17 protein-coding genes are annotated in these 18,098 nt (G+C 71.6%); 7 read left to right on the plus strand and 10 right to left on the minus strand.

The features are described 5' to 3' along the window. Positions 1–2 precede the first annotated feature (2 nt). Both efeB and efeO read right to left on the minus strand, forming a co-directional pair. Positions 3–1,277: an iron uptake transporter deferrochelatase/peroxidase subunit gene (gene efeB, locus ABZ910_RS24420; RefSeq protein ID WP_361368788.1), complete on the minus strand. Its 1,275-nt coding sequence runs from the start codon at positions 1,275–1,277 to the stop codon at positions 3–5. A 13-nt stretch (positions 1,278–1,290) separates the two neighbouring features. Beyond that, entirely contained in the window at positions 1,291–2,436 is a 1,146-nt protein-coding gene (efeO, locus tag ABZ910_RS24425) for an iron uptake system protein EfeO (RefSeq protein WP_361368789.1), read from the minus strand. A 285-nt stretch (positions 2,437–2,721) separates the two neighbouring features. Between efeO and ABZ910_RS24430 the strand changes: the two genes are divergently transcribed. Beyond that, positions 2,722–3,366 carry a PhzF family phenazine biosynthesis protein gene (locus ABZ910_RS24430; RefSeq protein ID WP_361368791.1) on the plus strand — a complete coding sequence of 215 codons (645 nt, stop codon included), beginning with the start codon at positions 2,722–2,724 and terminating at the stop codon, positions 3,364–3,366. 22 nt (positions 3,367–3,388) lie between these two features. Here the strand turns inward: ABZ910_RS24430 and ABZ910_RS24435 are convergent, their stop codons facing one another. Together ABZ910_RS24435 and map are read right to left on the minus strand one after the other, a co-directional pair. Further along, entirely contained in the window at positions 3,389–4,042 is a 654-nt protein-coding gene (locus ABZ910_RS24435) for a biliverdin-producing heme oxygenase (RefSeq protein ID WP_361368792.1), read from the minus strand. Between the two features lie 114 nt (positions 4,043–4,156). Next, positions 4,157–5,014 carry a type I methionyl aminopeptidase gene (map, locus tag ABZ910_RS24440; RefSeq protein ID WP_361368794.1) on the minus strand — a complete coding sequence of 286 codons (858 nt, stop codon included), beginning with the start codon at positions 5,012–5,014 and terminating at the stop codon, positions 4,157–4,159. A gap of 58 nt (positions 5,015–5,072) precedes the next feature. On the opposite strand from map, the gene ABZ910_RS24445 reads away from it, so the two are divergent. Further along, positions 5,073–5,306 (plus strand): hypothetical protein, encoded by a 234-nt coding sequence (locus ABZ910_RS24445; protein WP_361368796.1) that lies wholly within the window; start codon positions 5,073–5,075, stop codon positions 5,304–5,306. Here the strand turns inward: ABZ910_RS24445 and ABZ910_RS24450 are convergent, their stop codons facing one another. Both ABZ910_RS24450 and ABZ910_RS24455 read right to left on the minus strand, forming a co-directional pair. Next, positions 5,307–6,602: an MFS transporter gene (locus ABZ910_RS24450; protein ID WP_361368798.1), complete on the minus strand. Its 1,296-nt coding sequence runs from the start codon at positions 6,600–6,602 to the stop codon at positions 5,307–5,309. Positions 6,603–6,673: 71 nt separating this feature from the next. Beyond that, a complete protein-coding gene (locus ABZ910_RS24455) occupies positions 6,674–7,273 on the minus strand; it encodes a hypothetical protein (protein WP_361368800.1) in 600 nt (199 codons plus the stop codon). Between the two features lie 127 nt (positions 7,274–7,400). On the opposite strand from ABZ910_RS24455, the gene npdG reads away from it, so the two are divergent. Beyond that, positions 7,401–8,114: an NADPH-dependent F420 reductase gene (gene npdG / locus ABZ910_RS24460; protein ID WP_361368802.1), complete on the plus strand. Its 714-nt coding sequence runs from the start codon at positions 7,401–7,403 to the stop codon at positions 8,112–8,114. A gap of 81 nt (positions 8,115–8,195) precedes the next feature. Next, on the plus strand, positions 8,196–8,384 hold the full coding sequence (locus tag ABZ910_RS24465; RefSeq protein WP_361368803.1) for a hypothetical protein: 189 nt from the start codon (positions 8,196–8,198) through the stop codon (positions 8,382–8,384). Here the strand turns inward: ABZ910_RS24465 and ABZ910_RS24470 are convergent. Continuing rightward, entirely contained in the window at positions 8,374–9,174 is an 801-nt protein-coding gene (locus tag ABZ910_RS24470) for a site-2 protease family protein (protein ID WP_361368804.1), read from the minus strand. The genes ABZ910_RS24465 and ABZ910_RS24470 overlap by 11 nt on opposite strands. Positions 9,175–9,304: 130 nt before the next feature. Here ABZ910_RS24470 and ABZ910_RS24475 point away from each other — a divergent pair, with 130 nt between their 5' ends. Together ABZ910_RS24475 and ABZ910_RS24480 are read left to right on the plus strand one after the other, a co-directional pair. Beyond that, a complete protein-coding gene (locus ABZ910_RS24475) occupies positions 9,305–9,850 on the plus strand; it encodes a Uma2 family endonuclease (protein WP_361368806.1) in 546 nt (181 codons plus the stop codon). 35 nt (positions 9,851–9,885) lie between these two features. Further along, a complete protein-coding gene (locus tag ABZ910_RS24480; RefSeq protein ID WP_361368941.1) occupies positions 9,886–13,170 on the plus strand; it encodes a BTAD domain-containing putative transcriptional regulator in 3,285 nt (1,094 codons plus the stop codon). A gap of 44 nt (positions 13,171–13,214) precedes the next feature. On the opposite strand, the gene ABZ910_RS24485 is transcribed toward ABZ910_RS24480, so the two are convergent. The 3 genes from ABZ910_RS24485 to panB all read right to left on the minus strand — a co-directional run bounded on the left by ABZ910_RS24485 (position 13,215) and on the right by panB (position 16,164). Next, positions 13,215–14,039, minus strand: a complete 825-nt coding sequence (locus ABZ910_RS24485; RefSeq protein ID WP_361368808.1) for an ABC transporter permease — start codon at positions 14,037–14,039, stop codon at positions 13,215–13,217. Continuing rightward, a complete protein-coding gene (locus tag ABZ910_RS24490; protein WP_361368809.1) occupies positions 14,036–15,061 on the minus strand; it encodes an ATP-binding cassette domain-containing protein in 1,026 nt (341 codons plus the stop codon). The genes ABZ910_RS24485 and ABZ910_RS24490 overlap by 4 nt, the downstream gene beginning before the upstream one ends. Before the next feature lie 236 nt (positions 15,062–15,297). Then, positions 15,298–16,164 carry a 3-methyl-2-oxobutanoate hydroxymethyltransferase gene (gene panB, locus ABZ910_RS24495; RefSeq protein WP_361368811.1) on the minus strand — a complete coding sequence of 289 codons (867 nt, stop codon included), beginning with the start codon at positions 16,162–16,164 and terminating at the stop codon, positions 15,298–15,300. Positions 16,165–16,346: 182 nt separating this feature from the next. Here panB and ABZ910_RS24500 point away from each other — a divergent pair, with 182 nt between their 5' ends. After that, the gene (locus ABZ910_RS24500) at positions 16,347–17,936 is read left to right on the plus strand and encodes an MFS transporter (protein WP_361368812.1); all 1,590 of its coding nucleotides are present in this window, start codon (positions 16,347–16,349) and stop codon (positions 17,934–17,936) included. Positions 17,937–18,098 lie beyond the last annotated feature (162 nt).

Here is an 18,098-nt window from a genome sequence, read left to right on the forward strand (position 1 = left end):
GGTCACGCCTCCTCGGAGAACAGGGTCCGGCCCCACCAGTCGTCCTTGTCCCGGACGCCGGGCGGGATCGCGAAGACCGCCGAACTCACATGCTGGATGTACTCGTTGAGCGCGTCGGAGCGCGACAGCCCCCGTTGCAGCGGGATGAACCCGTGGCGCACGTCGCGCTGGTACGCGATGAAGAACAGGCCCGCGTCGAGCCGGCCGAGACCGTCCGTGCCGTCCGTGAAGGAGTAGCCGCGGCGCAGGATCGTCACCCCGTTGTTGGCGTCGGGGTGCGCGAGCCGTACGTGCGCGTCGGGCTTCATCGCCTTCAGGAACGGCTCGTCGCGCTCCTTCGACTTGCCGACCGGGGCGCCCTCGCGCTTGTCCCGGCCGAAGACGTCCTCCTGCTCCTGGAGCGACGTACGGTCCCACGTCTCGATGTTCATGCGGATGCGCCGGGTCACGAGGTACGAACCTCCGGCCATCCAGGCCGACTTCGCGTCCCCGTCGCCCTCGCCGACCCACACGAACTTCTTCAGGCGGTCCGGCTCGTCGCCCGCGATGTTGCGGGTGCCGTCCTTGAAGCCCATCAGGTTGCGCGGGGTCTGCGCGTCCGGTGTCGTCGACGACGTCTTGCCGAAGCCGAGCTGCGACCAGCGCACGGCGACCTTGCCGAAGCCGATCCGGGCCAGGTTGCGGATCGCGTGCACCGCGACCTGCGGGTCGTCGGCACAGGCCTGGACGCACAGGTCGCCGCCGCCGCGGGCCTTCTCCAGGTTGTCGCCGGGGAACTTCGGCAGGTCGGCGAGCGCCTCCGGACGCCGGTCCTGCAGGCCGAACTTGTCGAACAAGGAGGGCCCGAAGCCGATCGTCAGCGTCAGCCGCGACGGCTTGAGTCCCATCGCCTCGCCGGTGTCTTCCGGCGGCGCCTCGGGCAGCCCGCCGAAGGCGTCGCCGACCGGGTGACCGGCGGTCATGTGTGCCGCGGCCCGCGTCCAGTCCTTCAGCAGCTGCACGAACTCGCCGCGGTCGTCCGTCTTCACGTCGAACGCGGCGAAGTGCAGCCGGTCCTGCACGGGCGTGGCGATGCCCGCCTGGTGGGCGCCGTGGAACTCCACCGCACCGCCCGCCTCCGCGGCGACCGGCGCCACGTCGTCGCCGGTCCGGGTCATCGCCACCGCACCGCCCGCCGCGGCGGCGCCGAGCGCGAGCCCGGCCCCGCCCCAGCCGATCAGGGCCCGGCGGGAAGGCGCGGTGCCGCTCGGGGCGGCGCTGCTCTCGGTCTCGGTCATGGTCGGCGCCTCCCTACTTCACTACGGCGGCGGCGAGCCGGGACAGCGGCTCGGCGAGCGCGTTCACCGCGTCCGACAGCTCCTTGCGCTGCTTCTCGGTGACCTTGTCGTAGGAGACGAAGTCGTACGAGCCCTTGTCCGAGCCGTCCGCGCGGTACTTGTCGAGCAGGGTGTTCAGCGCCGCGAACTGCTTGTCGAGCTCCTTGGTCAGCGCCGGGTCGTTCTTCGACGCGACCGGCTTCAGCAGCTCGTACGCCTTCTGCGCGCCCTCGACGTTGCCCTTGAAGTCGCTCAGGTCGGTGTGCGAGTAGCGGTCCTCCTCGCCGGTGACCTTGCCGGTGGCGACCTCGTCGAGCAGCTCCTTGGCGCCGTTGGCCATGGAGGTCGGGGTGATCTCGGCCTCGCCGACCCGCTCCTGCCACTCCTTTAGCTCGGTCACGAGCTGGTCGGCGACGTTCTTCTCCTCGGCGCCGACCTTCTTGTCCTTCCAGAGGGCCTTCTCCAGCCGGTGCCAGCCGGTCCACTTCTGGCCGTCCTCCAGGCCGTCGGCGCGCGCGTCGACCTTGGGGTCGATGTCACCGAAGGACTCGGCGATCGGCTCGGTCCGCTCCCAGCCGAGGCGGGAGGGCGCGTAGGCCTTCTTGGCGGCGTCGATGTCGCCGTCCTTGACGTCCTTCACGAACGTCTCGACGAGCGGCAGCGTGGCCTGGGCCTGATCCTGGGCGTAACGGCGGTAGTCGGCGACCGCCTTGTCCAGGCGGGGGTCGCGCTTGGCGCCCGCGCCGCCCGTGACGGTCAGCTTCTGCCGCACGCCGTGGCCCTTCATGCCCGGGCGGCACGCGATCTCGTACGAACCCGCCTTCACCTCGGCGGTCAGCGTGTACTTGGTGCCGGGGCCGATGTTCTCCTTCTCGGAGACGATCCGGTCGTCCGGGAAGAGGATCTCGACCTCGGTGGCCTGCTCGCCCTTGTTCTCGATCTGCAGGGTCACCTGGCCGGCCGGAACGGACTTGGCGGAGGTGTCGCACTTGGAGTCGGCGGCGGTCACCTGGACCGCGTCGGCGTCGGCCTTGGCGTCGCTCTTGGCCGTGCATGCGCTGAGCGCGGTCAGAGCGGCCACGGTGGCGGCGGCGGTGACGGTAAGTCGGACGGCTCGCATGCAGGCTCCTGGCAAAAATGATTGGTGAGGCTCACCTAACTTACCTGAGGCTAGCCTTACCGATACCCACCGGGCCCGTGATTCCACTTCACGAAAAGATCACAGACGCGCGTACGTTTCGGCCGACGGCTGGTCAGGTAGGCTCTTCCGTCGCTCGCGGCACGACCGGCGGACGGGATCGCCCCCGGCGCACGTGCGACGTGGTCGGCTCCGGTCCGTGCGACAGCGCGCCCATCACGTCACCGGCGTGCGCCCTTACGTGCGCGGTGGTGTTTGAATGCCCGCGTGACTGACTACGACGTGCTGCGCGTCTTCTGCGCGGCGGGCGGCGGATACGGCAACGAGCTCGGCGTCGTCCGCGACGGCTCGCGCATTGCCGACCCGGACGACCGGCAGGCGTTCGCGGAGAAACTCGGCTTCAGCGAGACCGTGTTCGTCGACGACCCCGAGCGCGGCGTCATCGACATCTACACCCCCACCCTGCGCCTGCCCTTCGCCGGTCACCCCTGCGTCGGCACGGCCTGGCTGCTGGACGTGCCCGAGCTGGTCACGCCCGCCGGTGTCGTCGGGGCCCGCCTGGACGGCGAGTTCAGCTGGATCGAGGCCCGCCCGGAGTGGGCGCCGCCGCGCACCCTGCGCCAGTACGCCACCGCCACCGAGGTGGACGCCCTGCCCGTGCCGCCGCCCGGCGACTGGGTCTACGCCTGGGCCTGGGAGGACGAGTCCGCCGGTCGCGTCCGTGCCCGCGCCTTCCCCGGCCGCGGCGACGGCATCGACGAGGACGAGGCGACGGGCGCGGCGGCACTGCTGCTCACGGACCGGCTCGGCCGCGCGCTCAACATCCGGCAGGGCACCGGATCCCAGATCCTCACGGCACCCCAGCCGCACGGCTGGGTGGAGATCGGCGGCCGGGTGTTCCTGGAGCGCTGAGGCCTCGCCCTGAGCTCGGCGCTCACGCGCTCAACGGGAACTCCTCGGACAGCGCCCTGAAGACCGCCGAGTTCAGGGCGAACGCCCGCCCGCACTCGGCGACCATCCGCTGTCTCTCCAGGCCGTCGGCGTCGACCGCGTCCAGTCGCTCCCGGTAACTCCGCTTGAACGCGGCGGGGTTGGGGATCTGATCGAACACGTAGAAGCGGACCCCGTCACCGCTGCGCGCGAAGCCCCAGGTCGTCTCGGCGCGCTCCTGGATGAGCCGGCCGCCGGAGAGGTCGCCCAGGTAACGGGTGTAGTGGTGGGCGACGTACCCGAGCGGCCACCGCTCGGCGCACCTGCGTACCCGGGCCGCGTATGCCCGCGTGGCCTCCAGCGGGGCGAGCGTCGCGCGCCAGTCCGGCCCCCGCAGATGCTCCAGGTCCCGCTCCAGGGCGGCCAGCCGGAACAGCTCCGGCCGGATGAAGGGCCCGGCCGCCGGATCCGCGGCCAGCCGCTCGGCCCCGAGCTCCAACGCCTCGTACACGAACCAGAGTTGCTCCGTGTACCGCGCCCACGCCGCCACGCCGAGCCCGCCGCCGAGCAGGTCGGTCATGAACGTCGAGGCCTCCGCCTCCGTGTGCCGGTCGTGGGAAGCGGTCCGGATGAGTGCCGAGAAGGAGGAGCAGTCCATGAGGCACGCCCTTTACGACTTGCCGACACCTTGTCGGTAAAAGTCTACAAGAGGAAGCCCGCCCCCTGCAGAGGGCGGGCTCGGCCGTGGATCACGGCACGGACCGACCGGGGATCACGGCAGGGTCAGGATGTCCGCCCCCGTGTCCGTCACCACCAGCGTGTGCTCGAATTGGGCCGTGCGCTTGCGGTCCTTGGTCACGACGGTCCAGCCGTCGTCCCACATGTCGTACTCGTGCGTGCCGAGCGTCAGCATCGGCTCGATCGTGAAGGTCATCCCGGGCTGCATGACCGTCGTCGCGTGCGGGCTGTCGTAGTGCGGGATGATCAGCCCGGAGTGGAAGGACGTGCTGATGCCGTGCCCGGTGAAGTCCCGGACCACGCCGTATCCGAAGCGCTTGGCGTACGACTCGATGACCCGGCCGATGACGTTGATCTGACGCCCCGGCCTGACCGCCTTGATCGCGCGGTTGAGGGACTCGCGGGTCCGCTCCACCAGCAGCCGGGACTCCTCGTCGACGTCCCCGACGAGGTACGTGGCGTTGTTGTCGCCGTGCACCCCGCCGATGTACGCCGTGACGTCCAGGTTGACGATGTCGCCGTCCCGCAGCACCGTCGAGTCCGGGATGCCGTGGCAGATGACCTCGTTGACGCTGGTGCACAGCGACTTGGGGAAGCCGCGGTAGCCGAGCGTGGACGGGTAGGCGCCGTGGTCGCACATGTACGCATGGGCGACCTTGTCCAACTGGTCCGTGGTCACGCCCGGCGCGATGATCTTCGCCGCCTCCTCCATCGCCCGCGCGGCGATCCGCCCGGCGAACCGCATCGCCTCGACGGTCTCGGAGGTCTGCACCTCGGGGCCGGTGTACGGCGTCGGCGCGGGCTTGCCGACATACTCGGGGCGTCGGATGTTTCCGGGGACCGAACGGGTGGGAGACAGCTCCCCTGGTACGAGCAGCGACTGGCCAGACATGCCAGCGAGTCTAACCAGCGGACATGGGAGAGCATGTCCGTGGCGAAAGGAGCCTGTCATGGCCGTGTTCAAGAAGCGGACAGCCGGAAAGCCGGGCGAGTGGTACTACTGCCTGGAGCACAAGAAGGTGGAGGAAGGCCCGGAGTGCCCGGCCAAGGACCGCTTCGGTCCCTACGCCACCCCCGCCGAGGCCCAACACGCCCTGGAGACCGCCCACGAGCGCGACCTCCAGTGGGAGAACGACCCGCGCTGGCACGACGCAAAGGCCGGTGAGGGCGGCGACGAGGGCTGATCAGCCCGCAACGGGTCCGGTCGGGGCCGCCCGCTGCGCGCGCAGCCGGACCGCGTGTTCGTCGGTGCGCGCGTCGTAGGTCATCAGCCCGGGCAGGCACAGCGCGAGCAGGCCCAGGACGCCCACGCACAGCAGGCCGCCCGCCCCCACGGACGCCCGCACGCCGAGCCAGGCCGCCGTGCCACCCGCGCGGACCTGGCCCAGCTGCGGGCCCACCGAGTACGACAGCAGCTCGATCCCGGCGAGCCGCCCACGCAGCTCGTCCGGGATCGTCTGGTTCCACATGGCGGAACGGAAGATCCCACTGACCATGTCGCAGCCGCCGGCCACGGTGAGGAACAGCAGCACCAGCCAGACGTTCCCCACCACGCCGGCGGCGGCGACGGCCAGGCCCCACAGCGTGGCCGAAAGCAGCACCATCCGGCCGTGCCGGTGAACCCGCGAGGTCCAGCCACCGGTCAGGGACACCAGCAACGACCCCGCCGGGATGGCCGCGTACATCAGCCCCAGCGCCCACGCGGCATGCAGTTCGTCCGCGAGGAACGGCAGCACCGCGAGCGGCATCGCCAGGAACATCGCCGCGAGGTCGACCGCGTAGGTGCCGAGGAGTTCTTTGCGGCTCCAGGCATAGCGGGTGCCCTCGGCGATCGCCTTCAGGGACGGCTTGCCGGCTTCGTGGGAGGCGGGCGAGGCGGCGATGCCGACGACGAGGGCGACCGAGACGACGAAGGTCAGCACGTCCGCCGCGTACGCCGAGGCGAGTCCCGCGTAGGCCACGACCACACCCGCCACCGCCGGGCCCAGCACCCCGCTGACCGTCCAGCGCAGGGAGTTGAGCGAGGCCGCGGCCGGGAGGTCGGCGTGGGCGACGATCCGCGGCCAGAGCGAGTCGAGCGCCGGCCGCTGGACGGCGAACAGCGCGGAGGAGAGGGCGGCGACGACGTACAGCGGCCAGACGCCGGGATGCGGGAGCAGGGCGTTGAGCAGCAGCGCCGTGCTGAGCAGGCCCTGTCCGGCCTCCGACGACAGGATCAGCCCGCGCTTGTCCAGGGCGTCGGCGAGGGCACCGCCGTACAGCCCGAACACGATCAGCGGGACCAGCTCCACCGCGCCGATCGCGCCCACCGCGGCGGCCGACCCGGTGAGGTCCTTCAGCTGCACCGGCAGGGCGACCAGGGTGAGGAAGCTGCCGAAGTTGCTGATCAGCCCCGACAGCCAGAGTCTGCGGAAGTCGGCGGAGGCCCGCCAGGGGGCCAGGTCGGGGAGCAGGCCGCGCAGGCCGCCGGTGTCGGTCACGACGGCTCATGGTCGGCCGGGGAGCTGCCGTGGGCAACCGGATTTCCGCGCGGCGCCGCGATCTGCGCGGGCTACCAGACGCCCGGCGGTGGCGACGTCAAGTGGTCCGCGATCCGTGACAGGCGGTCCCGGAAACGGCCGTGGCCCCGCGGGGAGGGGAGCGGGTTCTCGCCGGCCGCCGCGCTCACCAGGTGCTGCACGGTGTCCAGGTCCAGCTCGGACCCGTCCGGTACGGTCAGCGTCTCGTGCGCCAGCGCGTCCAGTTCGCCTCCGCCGGCGCCCAGGGCCAGCACCGTCACCCCGGCCCGCCGCGCGTCGTGCACCCGCTCCAGCAGCGCCGCGGGCTCCTCGGGGGCCACCACCATCAGCGTCTCGCCCCGCCGTGCCGCCCCGATCCGCCCGGGGCCGACCGCGAGGTGCGCCGGATCCGAGGGGCGCGCGTCGTGCCGTACGAGGGTCGGGGTCAGCTCCGGCGTTCCCGACCAGGCCGCCTCGTCCACCAGGTGGGCCGCCAGGTGCCACGGCTCGTACTCCGGGGTGCCCACCAGCAGCAGCCCGCCGCCGTGCGTCACCACGGAGCCGCGCAGCACCCCGGCGAACCGCCGGGTGGCCCCCAACCACTCGGTTCCGGCGAGCACTTCGCGCAGCAGCGTGACCCGTACGGCGTCCATGCGACCGCATCCTGCCCCAACGGGCCCCGTGGGGTGCGGGGTTCGGGCGGGATTCGCCCGACCGGGGAGGACCGGGACCGCGGACGCGTGATCCGGTGGGGCGGGCGGCGGACGTAGAGTCGGCCGCATGACCTCTACCGACAGTGCACAGCAGCCCGCGAAGGCCCCCGCCAAGGACCCCTGGGACCTGCCCGACGTCTCCGGGATGGTCGTCGGCGTGCTCGGCGGCACCGGGCCGCAGGGCAAGGGCCTCGCCTACCGGCTCGCCCGGGCCGGCCAGAAGGTGATCATCGGCTCCCGGGCTGCCGAGCGCGCGCAGGCCGCCGCCGAGGAGATCGGCTACGGCGTCGAGGGCTTCGACAACGCCGAGACCGCGCGCCGCAGCGACATCGTGATCGTCGCGGTGCCCTGGGAGGGACACGGCAAGACGCTGGAGTCCCTGCGCGAGGAGCTCGCCGGCAAGCTCGTCGTGGACTGCGTCAACCCGCTCGGCTTCGACAAGCAGGGCGCCTACGCCCTGAAGCCGGAGGAGGGCAGCGCCGCCCAGCAGGCCGCCGTCCTGTTGCCGGACTCCCGGGTCACGGCCGCCTTCCACCACCTGTCCGCCGTCCTGCTCCAGGACCCCGAGACCGCCGAGATCGACACCGACGTGATGGTCCTCGGCGACAAGCGGGCCGACACGGACCTCGTCCAGGCGCTGGCCGGGCGCATGCCCGGCATGCGTGGCGTCTACGCGGGCCGGCTGCGCAATGCCCACCAGGTGGAGGCCCTGGTCGCGAACCTGATCTCCGTCAACCGCCGGTACAAGGCGCACGCGGGGCTCCGGATCACGGACGTATGACCCCATGGGGGACACTGGGAGCCGTTCAGCAAGCAGTGTCCCCTCGACATCCCCGGACGTCCCCCGACAGGAGCCGACCCCATGCCCCGCCTCGCCCTCTACGCCCTCGCCGTCTGCGTCCTCTCCGCGGTCGCGGCCGTCGTCTCCTTCGTCCAGGGCAGCTGGCTGGGGATCGTCTGGGTGCTGCTCGCGGGCCTGTCGTCCAACATGGCCTGGTACTACGTCAAGCGCGGCCGGGCCGGTGGCCGGGGCGAGTCCGTCACGGGCTGACCAGGCAGCCCTGGTCGGCGCCCTGCCAGAAGCGGTAGAGCGCCTGGCCGCAGTACTGGTCGACGGGGTTGATCCCCAGCGCGTGCAGGATCGTGTCGATCACGTCGAAGAACGCGCTGTTGACCGACGGCACCCACAGCAGCGCGAACACGAACAGCAGCCCGAACGGCGCGAACGGCTCCACCTGGCGCTTGATGCCGCGCGACAGCCACGGCTCGACGACTCCGTACCCGTCGAGGCCCGGCACCGGCAGGAAGTTCAGGATCGCGGCCGTGACCTGGAGCAGGGCGAGGAAGGCCAGCGCGAACCGGAAGCCGAGGGGCACCCCGTCCAGGGCGTGGAGCCAGAAGGGCGCGCTGCACACCGCCGCGAACAGCACGTTCGTCAGCGGGCCCGCCGCCGAGATCAGACTGTGCCGCCAGCGGCCCCGGATCCGGCCGCGCTCGATGAACACCGCCCCGCCGGGCAGCCCGATCCCGCCCATGATCACGAATAGCACCGGGAGCACGATGCTCAGCAGGGCGTGGGTGTACTTCAGCGGGTTCAGCGTGAGATAGCCCTTGGCGCCGACGGTGATGTCCCCGCCGTGCAGCGCGGTCCGCGCGTGCGCGTACTCGTGCAGACACAGCGAGACGATCCAGGCCGCCGTCACGAACAGGAAGACGGCGATGCCCGGCTGCGCCGCGAACCCCGTCCAGGTCGCCCAGCCGGTGACCGCGGTCATGGCCAGGATCCCGAGGAAGACCGGGCTGATCCGGCGGTCGGCGGGGCGGGTGGTGGCGGTGGTCATGGGGCTCCTGGGTCGGGTCGGTGGCGGCCGTGCGGTCGACCGTACCGGTGGTGTGGGGTGAACGTCGTGCGGGTGACCGGAGGTTCCTGGTAGTCGTTACGCTGTAGTCGAGTCGATCGAGGAGGTGGCCATGACGATCACCGACGACTGGGTCGAGTCCGTGCAGGAAGCCATGGAGGTGCCCAGGAGCGCCCGCCTCCGGCTGACGAAGAACGGGCTCACCTCGGTACCGGTGACCCACGCGCACAGGACGACTCAGCGGCGCATCGAGAACCAGATCGAGGACCGACTGCCGGGCTGGGTCCCGGTGGGTGAGTTCTCGGTTGTCCCAGCCCGAGAGGGCTACAAACCGGAGCCCGACGCCTCGGCGCTTCCCCTGGACCAGGTCCGCTCGGACAAGAGTGAGATCAATGAGGCGCTGCTGCCCTTCGTGGTCGAGGTCGTCTCGCCGGAGAGCAAGAACCGCGACTACAGTACGAAGCCCGAGCACTACGCCATGCGCGGAATCCCGGCGTACCTGATCGTCGATGTCCTCGCCGCATCCTGGAAGCTCCTGACCCAGCCGGAGAACGGCACCTACCAGTGCGCCGTGTCCGGCCCCTTCGGCAAGGAGATCGAGATTCCGGTCGCCGACCAGATCCTCACCCTCGACTCCTCCCAGTTCCTGCGCGTCTGAAACCCGGAGGCGGAGCCGGGGCGTCCCCGGTGACAATGGACCTCGTGCGCTACCGCATCCTCGGCACCACCCAGGCGCTCCGCCCCGACGGCACGGCCGTTCCCGTGGGCGGAGCGCGGCTGCGTGCCCTGCTGACCGTGCTGGCCCTGCGGCCCGGCCGCAGCGTGCCGGTGAGTCTGCTCGTCGACGAGGTGTGGGGCGCGGATCCGCCCGCCGACGCGATCGGGGCGCTCCAGGCGCTGGTGGGGCGGCTCAGGCGGGCCCTCGGCGCGGACGCCGTCGCCTCGGCGGAGGGCGGCTACCGGCTCGCCGCCGCGCCCGACGACATCGACCTGCACCGTTTCGAGCGGCTGGTGGGGGAGGGGCTGCGCGCGCTGGCCGACGGTGACGCGGCGAAGGGGGCCGTCGTCCTCGACGACGCCCTCGCCCTGTGGCGCGGGCCCGCCCTCGCCGATCTGCCCGACCGCACGGCCGAGGCCACGCGCCTGGAGGCCCGCCGCCTCGACGCCCTGCGCGCCCGGCACGCCGCCGCCCTCGCCCTCGGCGGCGCCGAACAGGTGCTGCCCGAGCTCACCGCCCTGTGCGACAGCCACCCGCTGGACGAGCCCCTCCAGGTCCTGCGCCTGCGCGCCCTGCGCGACGCGGGCCGTACGGCCGAGGCGCTCGCTGCCTACGAGGACGTACGACAGCTGCTCGCGGACCGGCTCGGTTCCGACCCGGGTGGTGAACTGCGCTCCCAGCACGCCGAGTTGCTGAGGTCGGAGCCCGTGGCCGCGGCCGACGCCGGCGTGCCGCGGCAGGAGGCGCCCGTGGGCAACCTCCCCGCCCGGCTCACGTCCTTCGTCGGCCGGGAGGCGGACATCGAGGCCATCCGGGGCGACCTCGCGGCGGCCCGGCTCGTCACGCTGCTCGGGCCCGGCGGGGCCGGGAAGACGCGGCTGTCGCAGGAGGCCGCCGAGACCGTGCGGGACGCCGGCCGGGGCGGGGTGTGGCTGGCGGAGCTGGCGCCCGTGGACGACCCGGACGCCGTACCGGAGGCCGTGCTCACCGCGATAGGCGCCCGCGAGACCGTGCTGCACGGCGCCGGCGCCGAGAACATGCGGGCCGTCGCCGAGCGGTACGACGACCCGGTCGAGCGGCTCGTCGAGCACTGCGGCCGGCGCCGCATGCTGATCATCCTCGACAACTGCGAGCACGTCGTGGACGCGGCGGCCCATCTGGTGGAGCGGCTGCTGGAACGCTGCCCCGGACTGACCGTGCTCGCCACCAGCCGTGAACCCCTGGGCGTGCCGGGGGAGTTGCTGCGGCCCGTGGAGCCGCTGCCCGAGCCGGTCGCGCTGCGGCTGCTCGCCGACCGCGGCGCCGCCGCCCGGCCCGGCTTCCGGACCTACGCCGACGCGGAGACGGCGGCCGCCTGCGCCGAGATATGCCGAAGACTCGACGGACTGCCCCTGGCCATCGAGCTGGCCGCCGCCCGGCTGCGGATGCTCACCCCGCGGCAGATCGCCGACCGCCTCGACGACCGCTTTAGGCTGCTCACCTCGGGCAGCCGTACCGTGCTGCCCCGCCAGCAGACCCTGCGGGCCGTCGTCGACTGGTCCTGGGACCTGCTGGACGAGGACGAACGGGACGTGCTGCGCCGCCTGTCGGTGTTCGCCGGCGGCTGCGACCTCGCCGCCGCCGAGGCCGTCTGCGGCCTCGTCGCCCTCGACGCGCTCGGCTCCCTGGTCGACAAGTCCCTTGTCGTGGCGGCCCCTTCACCCGACGGCGACATGCGCTACCGGCTCCTGGAGACCGTCGCCGAGTACGCCGGCGAACGGCTCGATCAGGCCGGCGACCGCGCCGCGGCCGAGCACGCCCACCTCGTCTACTTCCGTGAACTCGCCCGCGCCAACGACGCGTTGCTGCGCGGCCCCGACCAGCGCCGCGCCGTCGAGCGGACCCAGCTGGAGTACGAGAACCTGCGCACCGCCCTGCGCCGCGCCGTCGCCGAGCGGGACGAGCAGGAGGCGCTCTGCCTGGTCCTCTCCCTGGTCTGGTACTGGCAGATGCGCGACCTGCGGATCGAGGCCCGCACCTGGTGCAGCGAGGCGATCTCCCTCGGCCCCGACCCGTTCGCCGAGCCGGTCCAGCGCGCCCAGCCGGTCTGGCGGCGCGCCACCGACGTCCCGCCGCCGCTCACCGGCGAGGACCTGGTCGAGGCCCGGCGCGGGGTCCACCTCGCCCATCTGGCCTGCATGGACACCGAGTTGGACGCCTGGCAGACACCGCAGGCCCAGGCCAAGCTGCGCGCGATCACCGAGGTCTACGAGCCCGGGCTCCCGCAGCTGACGCGCAGCCCCGGCATGGTCTGGTTCTTCGCCGTGATGCTGACCGGCGGAACGGATCGGCTGATCTCGATCCTCGACGCCTGCGTGCGCACCTGCCGGGAGACGCCGAGCTACGAGTGGGAGCTGGCGGGCGCCCTCCAGATGCGGGCCAACCTCCTCGCGAACCGCCCCGAGTGGGCCGGCAACGCGACCCAGGACGCCGACGAGTCGCTGGAGATCTACCGGCGCCTCGGCGACGACTGGGGCACCGCGGAGGCCCTCTCCGCGCGCGGCGAGTCGCACGAACGCAAGGGCGAGTACGCCAAGGCCGCCGCCGACTACGAGGCGGCCATGGAGCACGCCGAACGCCTCGGCGCCCGCGCCCAGACCGCGGTCCTCGGCGCCCGCCTCGGCAATGTGCTCCTCGAGACGGGCGAGGCGGAACGCGGTGAGCGCCTGCTGCGCGAGGTCATCGAGCGTGGCGCCGGCACGCACAACGAGTCGATGCCCGCCGCCCACCTCTTCCTCGCCGCCCGCCTCGCCCAGACCGGCCGCGTCGCCGAGGCGCGCGAGCAACTCCGCAGGCTGCGCGAGGAGTTCAAGATCGCGCACTTCGTCGTCTTCGACGCGATGATCCTCGCCCAGGAGGCCTGGGTGGACACGCTCGACGGCGCCCACACCGACTCGCTGGAGAAGATCCGCCGGTCGGTGCGGCATGCCGCCGAACCCCTGTCCCAGACCATCGCCCCGCATCTGCCGTCCATCTGTCTGACCATCGCCGCGATGGCCCTCGTCGGCCTCGACGGCGGTGGCCGTGCCGGGGACGCCGCCCGGTGCCTGGCCGCCGCCGACGCCCTGCTGCCGCCCGGCCATGTCCGCTCCGCGGTGGAGCGCCACGTGTGCGACCACGCCGTGGCCGGGCTCCGGACCGTGCTCGACGACACGGCGTACGAGGCCGCGTACGCCGAGGGCGGTGGCCTCTCCCTCGCGGAGGCCACCGCCCTGATCTGACGCCCGCACGCCCGAAGGCGGCGCGGTCCGCAGGGACCCGAACGTCAGCTCTTGGTACGGAACTTGTGGATCGCGACCGGCGCCATGACCGCCGTGATCGCCACGGACCAGGCCAGTGTCACCCACAGGTCGTGCGCGATGGGGCCGCCCACCATCAGGCCGCGCGCCGCGTCCGCCAGCGTGGAGAGCGGGTTGTAGTCGGTGAAGGCCTGCAGCCAGCCCGGCATCGACTTCGTCGGCGCGAAGATCGACGAGCCGAACTGCAGCGGGAACAGCACCAGGAAGCCCATCGCCTGCACCGACTGCGCGTTCTTCAGGATCACGCCCAGCGTGAGGAACACCCACATGATCGACGAGGCGAACACCGCGGACAGGCCCACGGCGGCGAACAGTCCGGACCAGTGGGTGATGTGGAAGCCGACCGCGACGGACACGAGCATCAGCACGGTCGTCGCGAACAGCATCCGGCCCAGCTCGACCGCGATCTTCGCGAACAGGACCGATCCGCGCCCGATCGGCAGGGACCGGAAACGGTCCATGACACCGGAGTTGAAGTCCTGGCTGAAGCCCGTGCCGACGCCCTGGGACAACGTCATGCTCATCATCGCGATCATGCCGGGGATCACGTACTGCACGTACTGGTCCTGGCCGCCGCCGAGCGCCTGCCCGATCGAGCCGCCGAAGACGTACACGAACAGCAGGGTGAAGACGACCGGCATCAGCAGCGCGTCGAACACCGACTCCGGGTCCTGCTTGATCCACAGCAGGTTGCGGCGGATCAGGGCCCCGGTGTGGCGCAGGTGGCCGCGCAGCGGGATACGGGCATCGGCGGCATCGCTCGTACGGACGGTGGCGGTGGCGGTGCTCATACGGCGACCTCTTCACGGGTGTCGGCGGACTCGGAGTCCTGCGGGGCACCGGCGCGGTGGCCGGTGAGGGACAGGAACACCTCGTCCAGGCTGGGCAGTTCGGTGCTGATCGAGGAGATGGTGATGCCGCGCGCGGTGACCGCGCCGACCACGGCGGTCAGCTGCTCGTCGCTGAGCACCGGCACCAGCAGCGTGCCGCTGTCGGTGTCCACGGTCGTGGTGGCGAGACCGGTGATGCCCAGCTCGTCCAGCACTCCGGCGAGCGGGCGCAGCTCCAGCGGATCCGCGGGCCGCACCCGCAGCGTCCGGCCGCCGACCTTCGCCTTCAGCTCCTCGATGCCGCCGTTCGCGATGACCTTCCCGCGGTCGACGACGGTCAGCTCGGAGGCCAACTGCTCGGCCTCCTCCATGTACTGGGTGGTCAGCAGGACGGTGACGCCGTCCCCGACCATCGCCTTGACCTCGTCCCAGACCTCGTTGCGGGTGCGGGGGTCGAGACCGGTGGTCGGCTCGTCGAGGAACAGCACCTCGGGCCGCCCGATCATCGACGCGGCCAGGTCGAGCCGCCGCCGCATGCCGCCGGAGTACGTCGACGCCGGCCGCTTGGCCGCCTCCGTCAGCGAGAACCGCTCCAGCAGCTCGTCGGCGCGGGTGCGGGCCTCCTTGCGGGGCAGATCGAGCAGCCGCCCGATCATGTAGAGGTTCTCCCAGCCGGGGAGCTTCTCGTCCACCGAGGCGTACTGCCCCGTCAGCCCGATCACCCGGCGCAGCTGCCTCGGCTGCCGTACGACGTCGTAGCCGGCGACGGTCGCGTGTCCGGCGCCGGGAGCCAGCAGGGTGGACAGGATCCGCACGAGGGTGGTCTTGCCGGCGCCGTTCGGCCCGAGCACACCCATGACGGTGCCCTCGCGCACGTCCAGATCGACGCCGTCCAGCGCCTTGGTCTCGCCGTAGTGCTTGACCAGCCCCCGTACCTTCACCGCGTGGCTCGCGCCCTTGGGGTTCTTGTCGATTCGCGTCATGGCAGCGACAGTGCCAGCGCCGACCGACAGACCACCGACATGACGCCGACAGCGCCTACAAGCCACCGACAACGTCGCGACGAGCACCGCAACCATCAATTGAGGAACCACGACGAGGCGCCGGCCGGCTCCGTGAGAGCGGCGCCGGCTTAAGGCGCAAAAACAGGGGACAGCCCCGTCGATGGGGGAAGTCGACGGGGCTGTCCGTGGTGTTTCCGCAGTGGTCTGGGGTGTTGCTAGTGAACGGAGTGTTCCTCCGTCGGGAACGTGCCGCCCACGACGTCCTCCGCGAAGGCCTTGGCCGCGTTGCCCATGGCCTCGCGCAGGGCGGCGTACTTCTTGACGAACTTCGGGACCCGCCCGCTCGTCAGCCCCATCATGTCGGTCCACACCAGGACCTGCGCGTCCGTCTCCGGGCCCGCGCCGATGCCGACGGTCGGGATGTGCAGCACACGGGTGACCTCGGCGGCCAGCTCCGCCGGGACCAGTTCGAGCACGACCGCGAAGGCGCCCGCGTCCTGTACGGACTTCGCGTCCCGCAGCAGCTGCTGGGCCGCCTCCTCGCCGCGTCCCTGGACCCGGTAGCCCATGGCGTTGACGGACTGCGGGGTCAGGCCGATGTGGGCCATGACCGGGATGCCGGACTCCACCAGCAGGCGGATCTGATCGTGCGAGCGCTCGCCGCCCTCCAGCTTCACGGCGCCGACCCCTGCCTCCTTCACCAGGCGGGTCGCCGAGCGCAGCGCCTGCACCGCGCCCTCCTGGTAGGAGCCGAAGGGAAGGTCGCCGACGATGAGGGCGCGCTGGGTGCCGCGGACCACCGCGGCCGACAGCATGGTCATCTCGTCGAGGGTGACGGGCACGGTCGTGTCGTACCCGAGGTGGCAGTTGCCCGCCGAGTCGCCGACCAGCATCACGGGGATGCCGGCCTCGTCGAAGACGGAGGCGGTCATCGCCTCGTACGCCGTGAGCATGGGCCACTTCTCGCCCCGCTCCTTGGCGAGGGCGATGTCGCGGACGGTGATGCGGCGTGTGCCCTTGCCCCCGTACAGCGCCTTGCTGCCGTCGGAGGGCTTGTTCTGGGCAGCCGAAAGCTGCGTCATTGCAACGGCTCCTAACGTCATCTCGAGGCGCCCTGACGGCGTCCCCGGATCGCCTCCATGGTGGCACCTCGTGCCGTCGAGGGCCAGAGCACCCCCCGGGTGAACCGGCCCTGTGTAAGGCCTCGGTAAAGGAATTCAGATACGAGACGGTTCCGTATTGGAATGGCCCTATGGTCGTACTCATGACAACTCCTGCCGTCTCCGCCTCCCGAATACCCGAGGCGGTACACCGGCGCCGTTGGGCGATCCTCGGCGTCCTCATTCTCAGCCTGCTGATCGTGGTGCTGGACAACTCGATCCTGAACGTCGCGATCAAGACGATCACCACCCCGGCCCCGACCGGGCTGGGCGCCACCCAGAGCGAGATCGAGTGGGCCATCAACGCCTACACCCTCGTCTTCGCGGGCCTGCTGTTCACCGCCGGTCTCATCGGTGACCGGCTCGGCCGCAAGAAGGTCCTGCTCGGCGGCCTCCTCGTGTTCGGCATCGGCTCCGCCCTCGCCGCCGAGTCGGGTTCGCCCGGGCAGCTCATCGCCTACCGTGCGCTGATGGCCCTCGGTGCCGCCTTCGTCATGCCCGCCACCCTCGCCGTCCTGATGAACGTCTTCGAGCGCGAGGAGCAGCCCAAGGCCATCGGCATCTGGGCGGGCGGCGTCGGACTCGGCATCGCCATCGGCCCGATCACCGGCGGCGCGCTCCTCGACCACTTCTGGTGGGGCTCGGTCTTCCTCATCAACGTGCCGATCGTGATCCTCGCGCTCGTGCTGATGCTGTGGCTGGTGCCCGACTCGCGCGACCCGAAGCCCGGCCGCGTCGACCCCGTCGGCGTGGTCCTGTCCGTCGTCGGCCTGGTCCTGCTCGTCTACGGCATCATCAAGGGCGGCGAGCTGGCCGACTTCACGAACGCCAAGGTGCTCGCGTCCATCGTGGGCGGCCTAGTGATCCTCGTCGGCTTCGTCCTCTTCGAGAAGCACAGCGACCACCCGTCGCTCGACGTCACCTACTTCAAGAACAAGGTCTTCTCGGCCGCGATGAGCGCCATCGCGCTGGTCTTCTTCGCGCTGATGGGCGTGACGTTCTTCGGCGTCTTCTACACCCAGAGCGTGCGCGGCTACTCGCCGCTCGAGTCCGGCCTGCTGATGCTGCCGCTGGCCGTCGCACAGATGATCTTCGCGCCGCGCGCCCGGCTGGTCGTCGACCGGTTCGGCAACAAGGTCACCACCACCGCCGGTCTGATCGTGATCGCCGCGACGCTGGCCGCGTTCACGAGCTTCGAGGCCGACACGCCGATCTGGGTTCTGGAGGTCGTCTTCTTCCTGATGGGCGCCGGCATGGCGCACATCATGACGCCGACCTCCGTCGTCATCATGCAGGCCCTGCCGCGCGAGAAGGCCGGGTCCGCCTCCGCGCTGAGCAACACCTTCCGCCAGGTCGGCGGCGCCCTCGGCATCGCCGTCCTCGGCTCGGTCCTGTCCACGGCGTACCGCAACGGCATCGAGGACAAGCTCGGCCTGCTGCCGCCCGGCCTGCGGGACACAGCGGGCGAGTCGATCGAGGCGACCCTGGGCATCGCCCAGCGGCTCGGCCCGCAGGGCAGGGCCCTGGTCGGCCCGGCCGACGACGCCTTCCTGCACGCCATGCACGTCACCGCCCTGTGGGGCACCGGCGTCGCGCTCGTCGGCGCGGTCGTGGTCGCCCTGTTCCTGCCGGGCAAGCCGGCGGCGGGCCAGGAGGCCGAGCAGGGAAAGGAGTTGGTAGGGGCCGCGGAGTAACACGCGGCCGCGAGGCCCCCGCGGGAGCAGGTGCCGTACGCACGCGGGGGTGCGCACCGTACGCACGCGGGGGTAAGCACCGTACGGATGCGGGAGTCCGCACCGTGCGAGCGCAGGAGTCCGCATCGTACGAACGCGGGACTCCGCCGGAGCCCGCGCGAG

Origin of the sequence: Streptomyces sp. NPDC046805 (genome assembly GCF_040645355.1) — a bacterium.
In the GTDB taxonomy this organism is placed as follows: Bacteria; Actinomycetota; Actinomycetes; order Streptomycetales; family Streptomycetaceae; genus Streptomyces.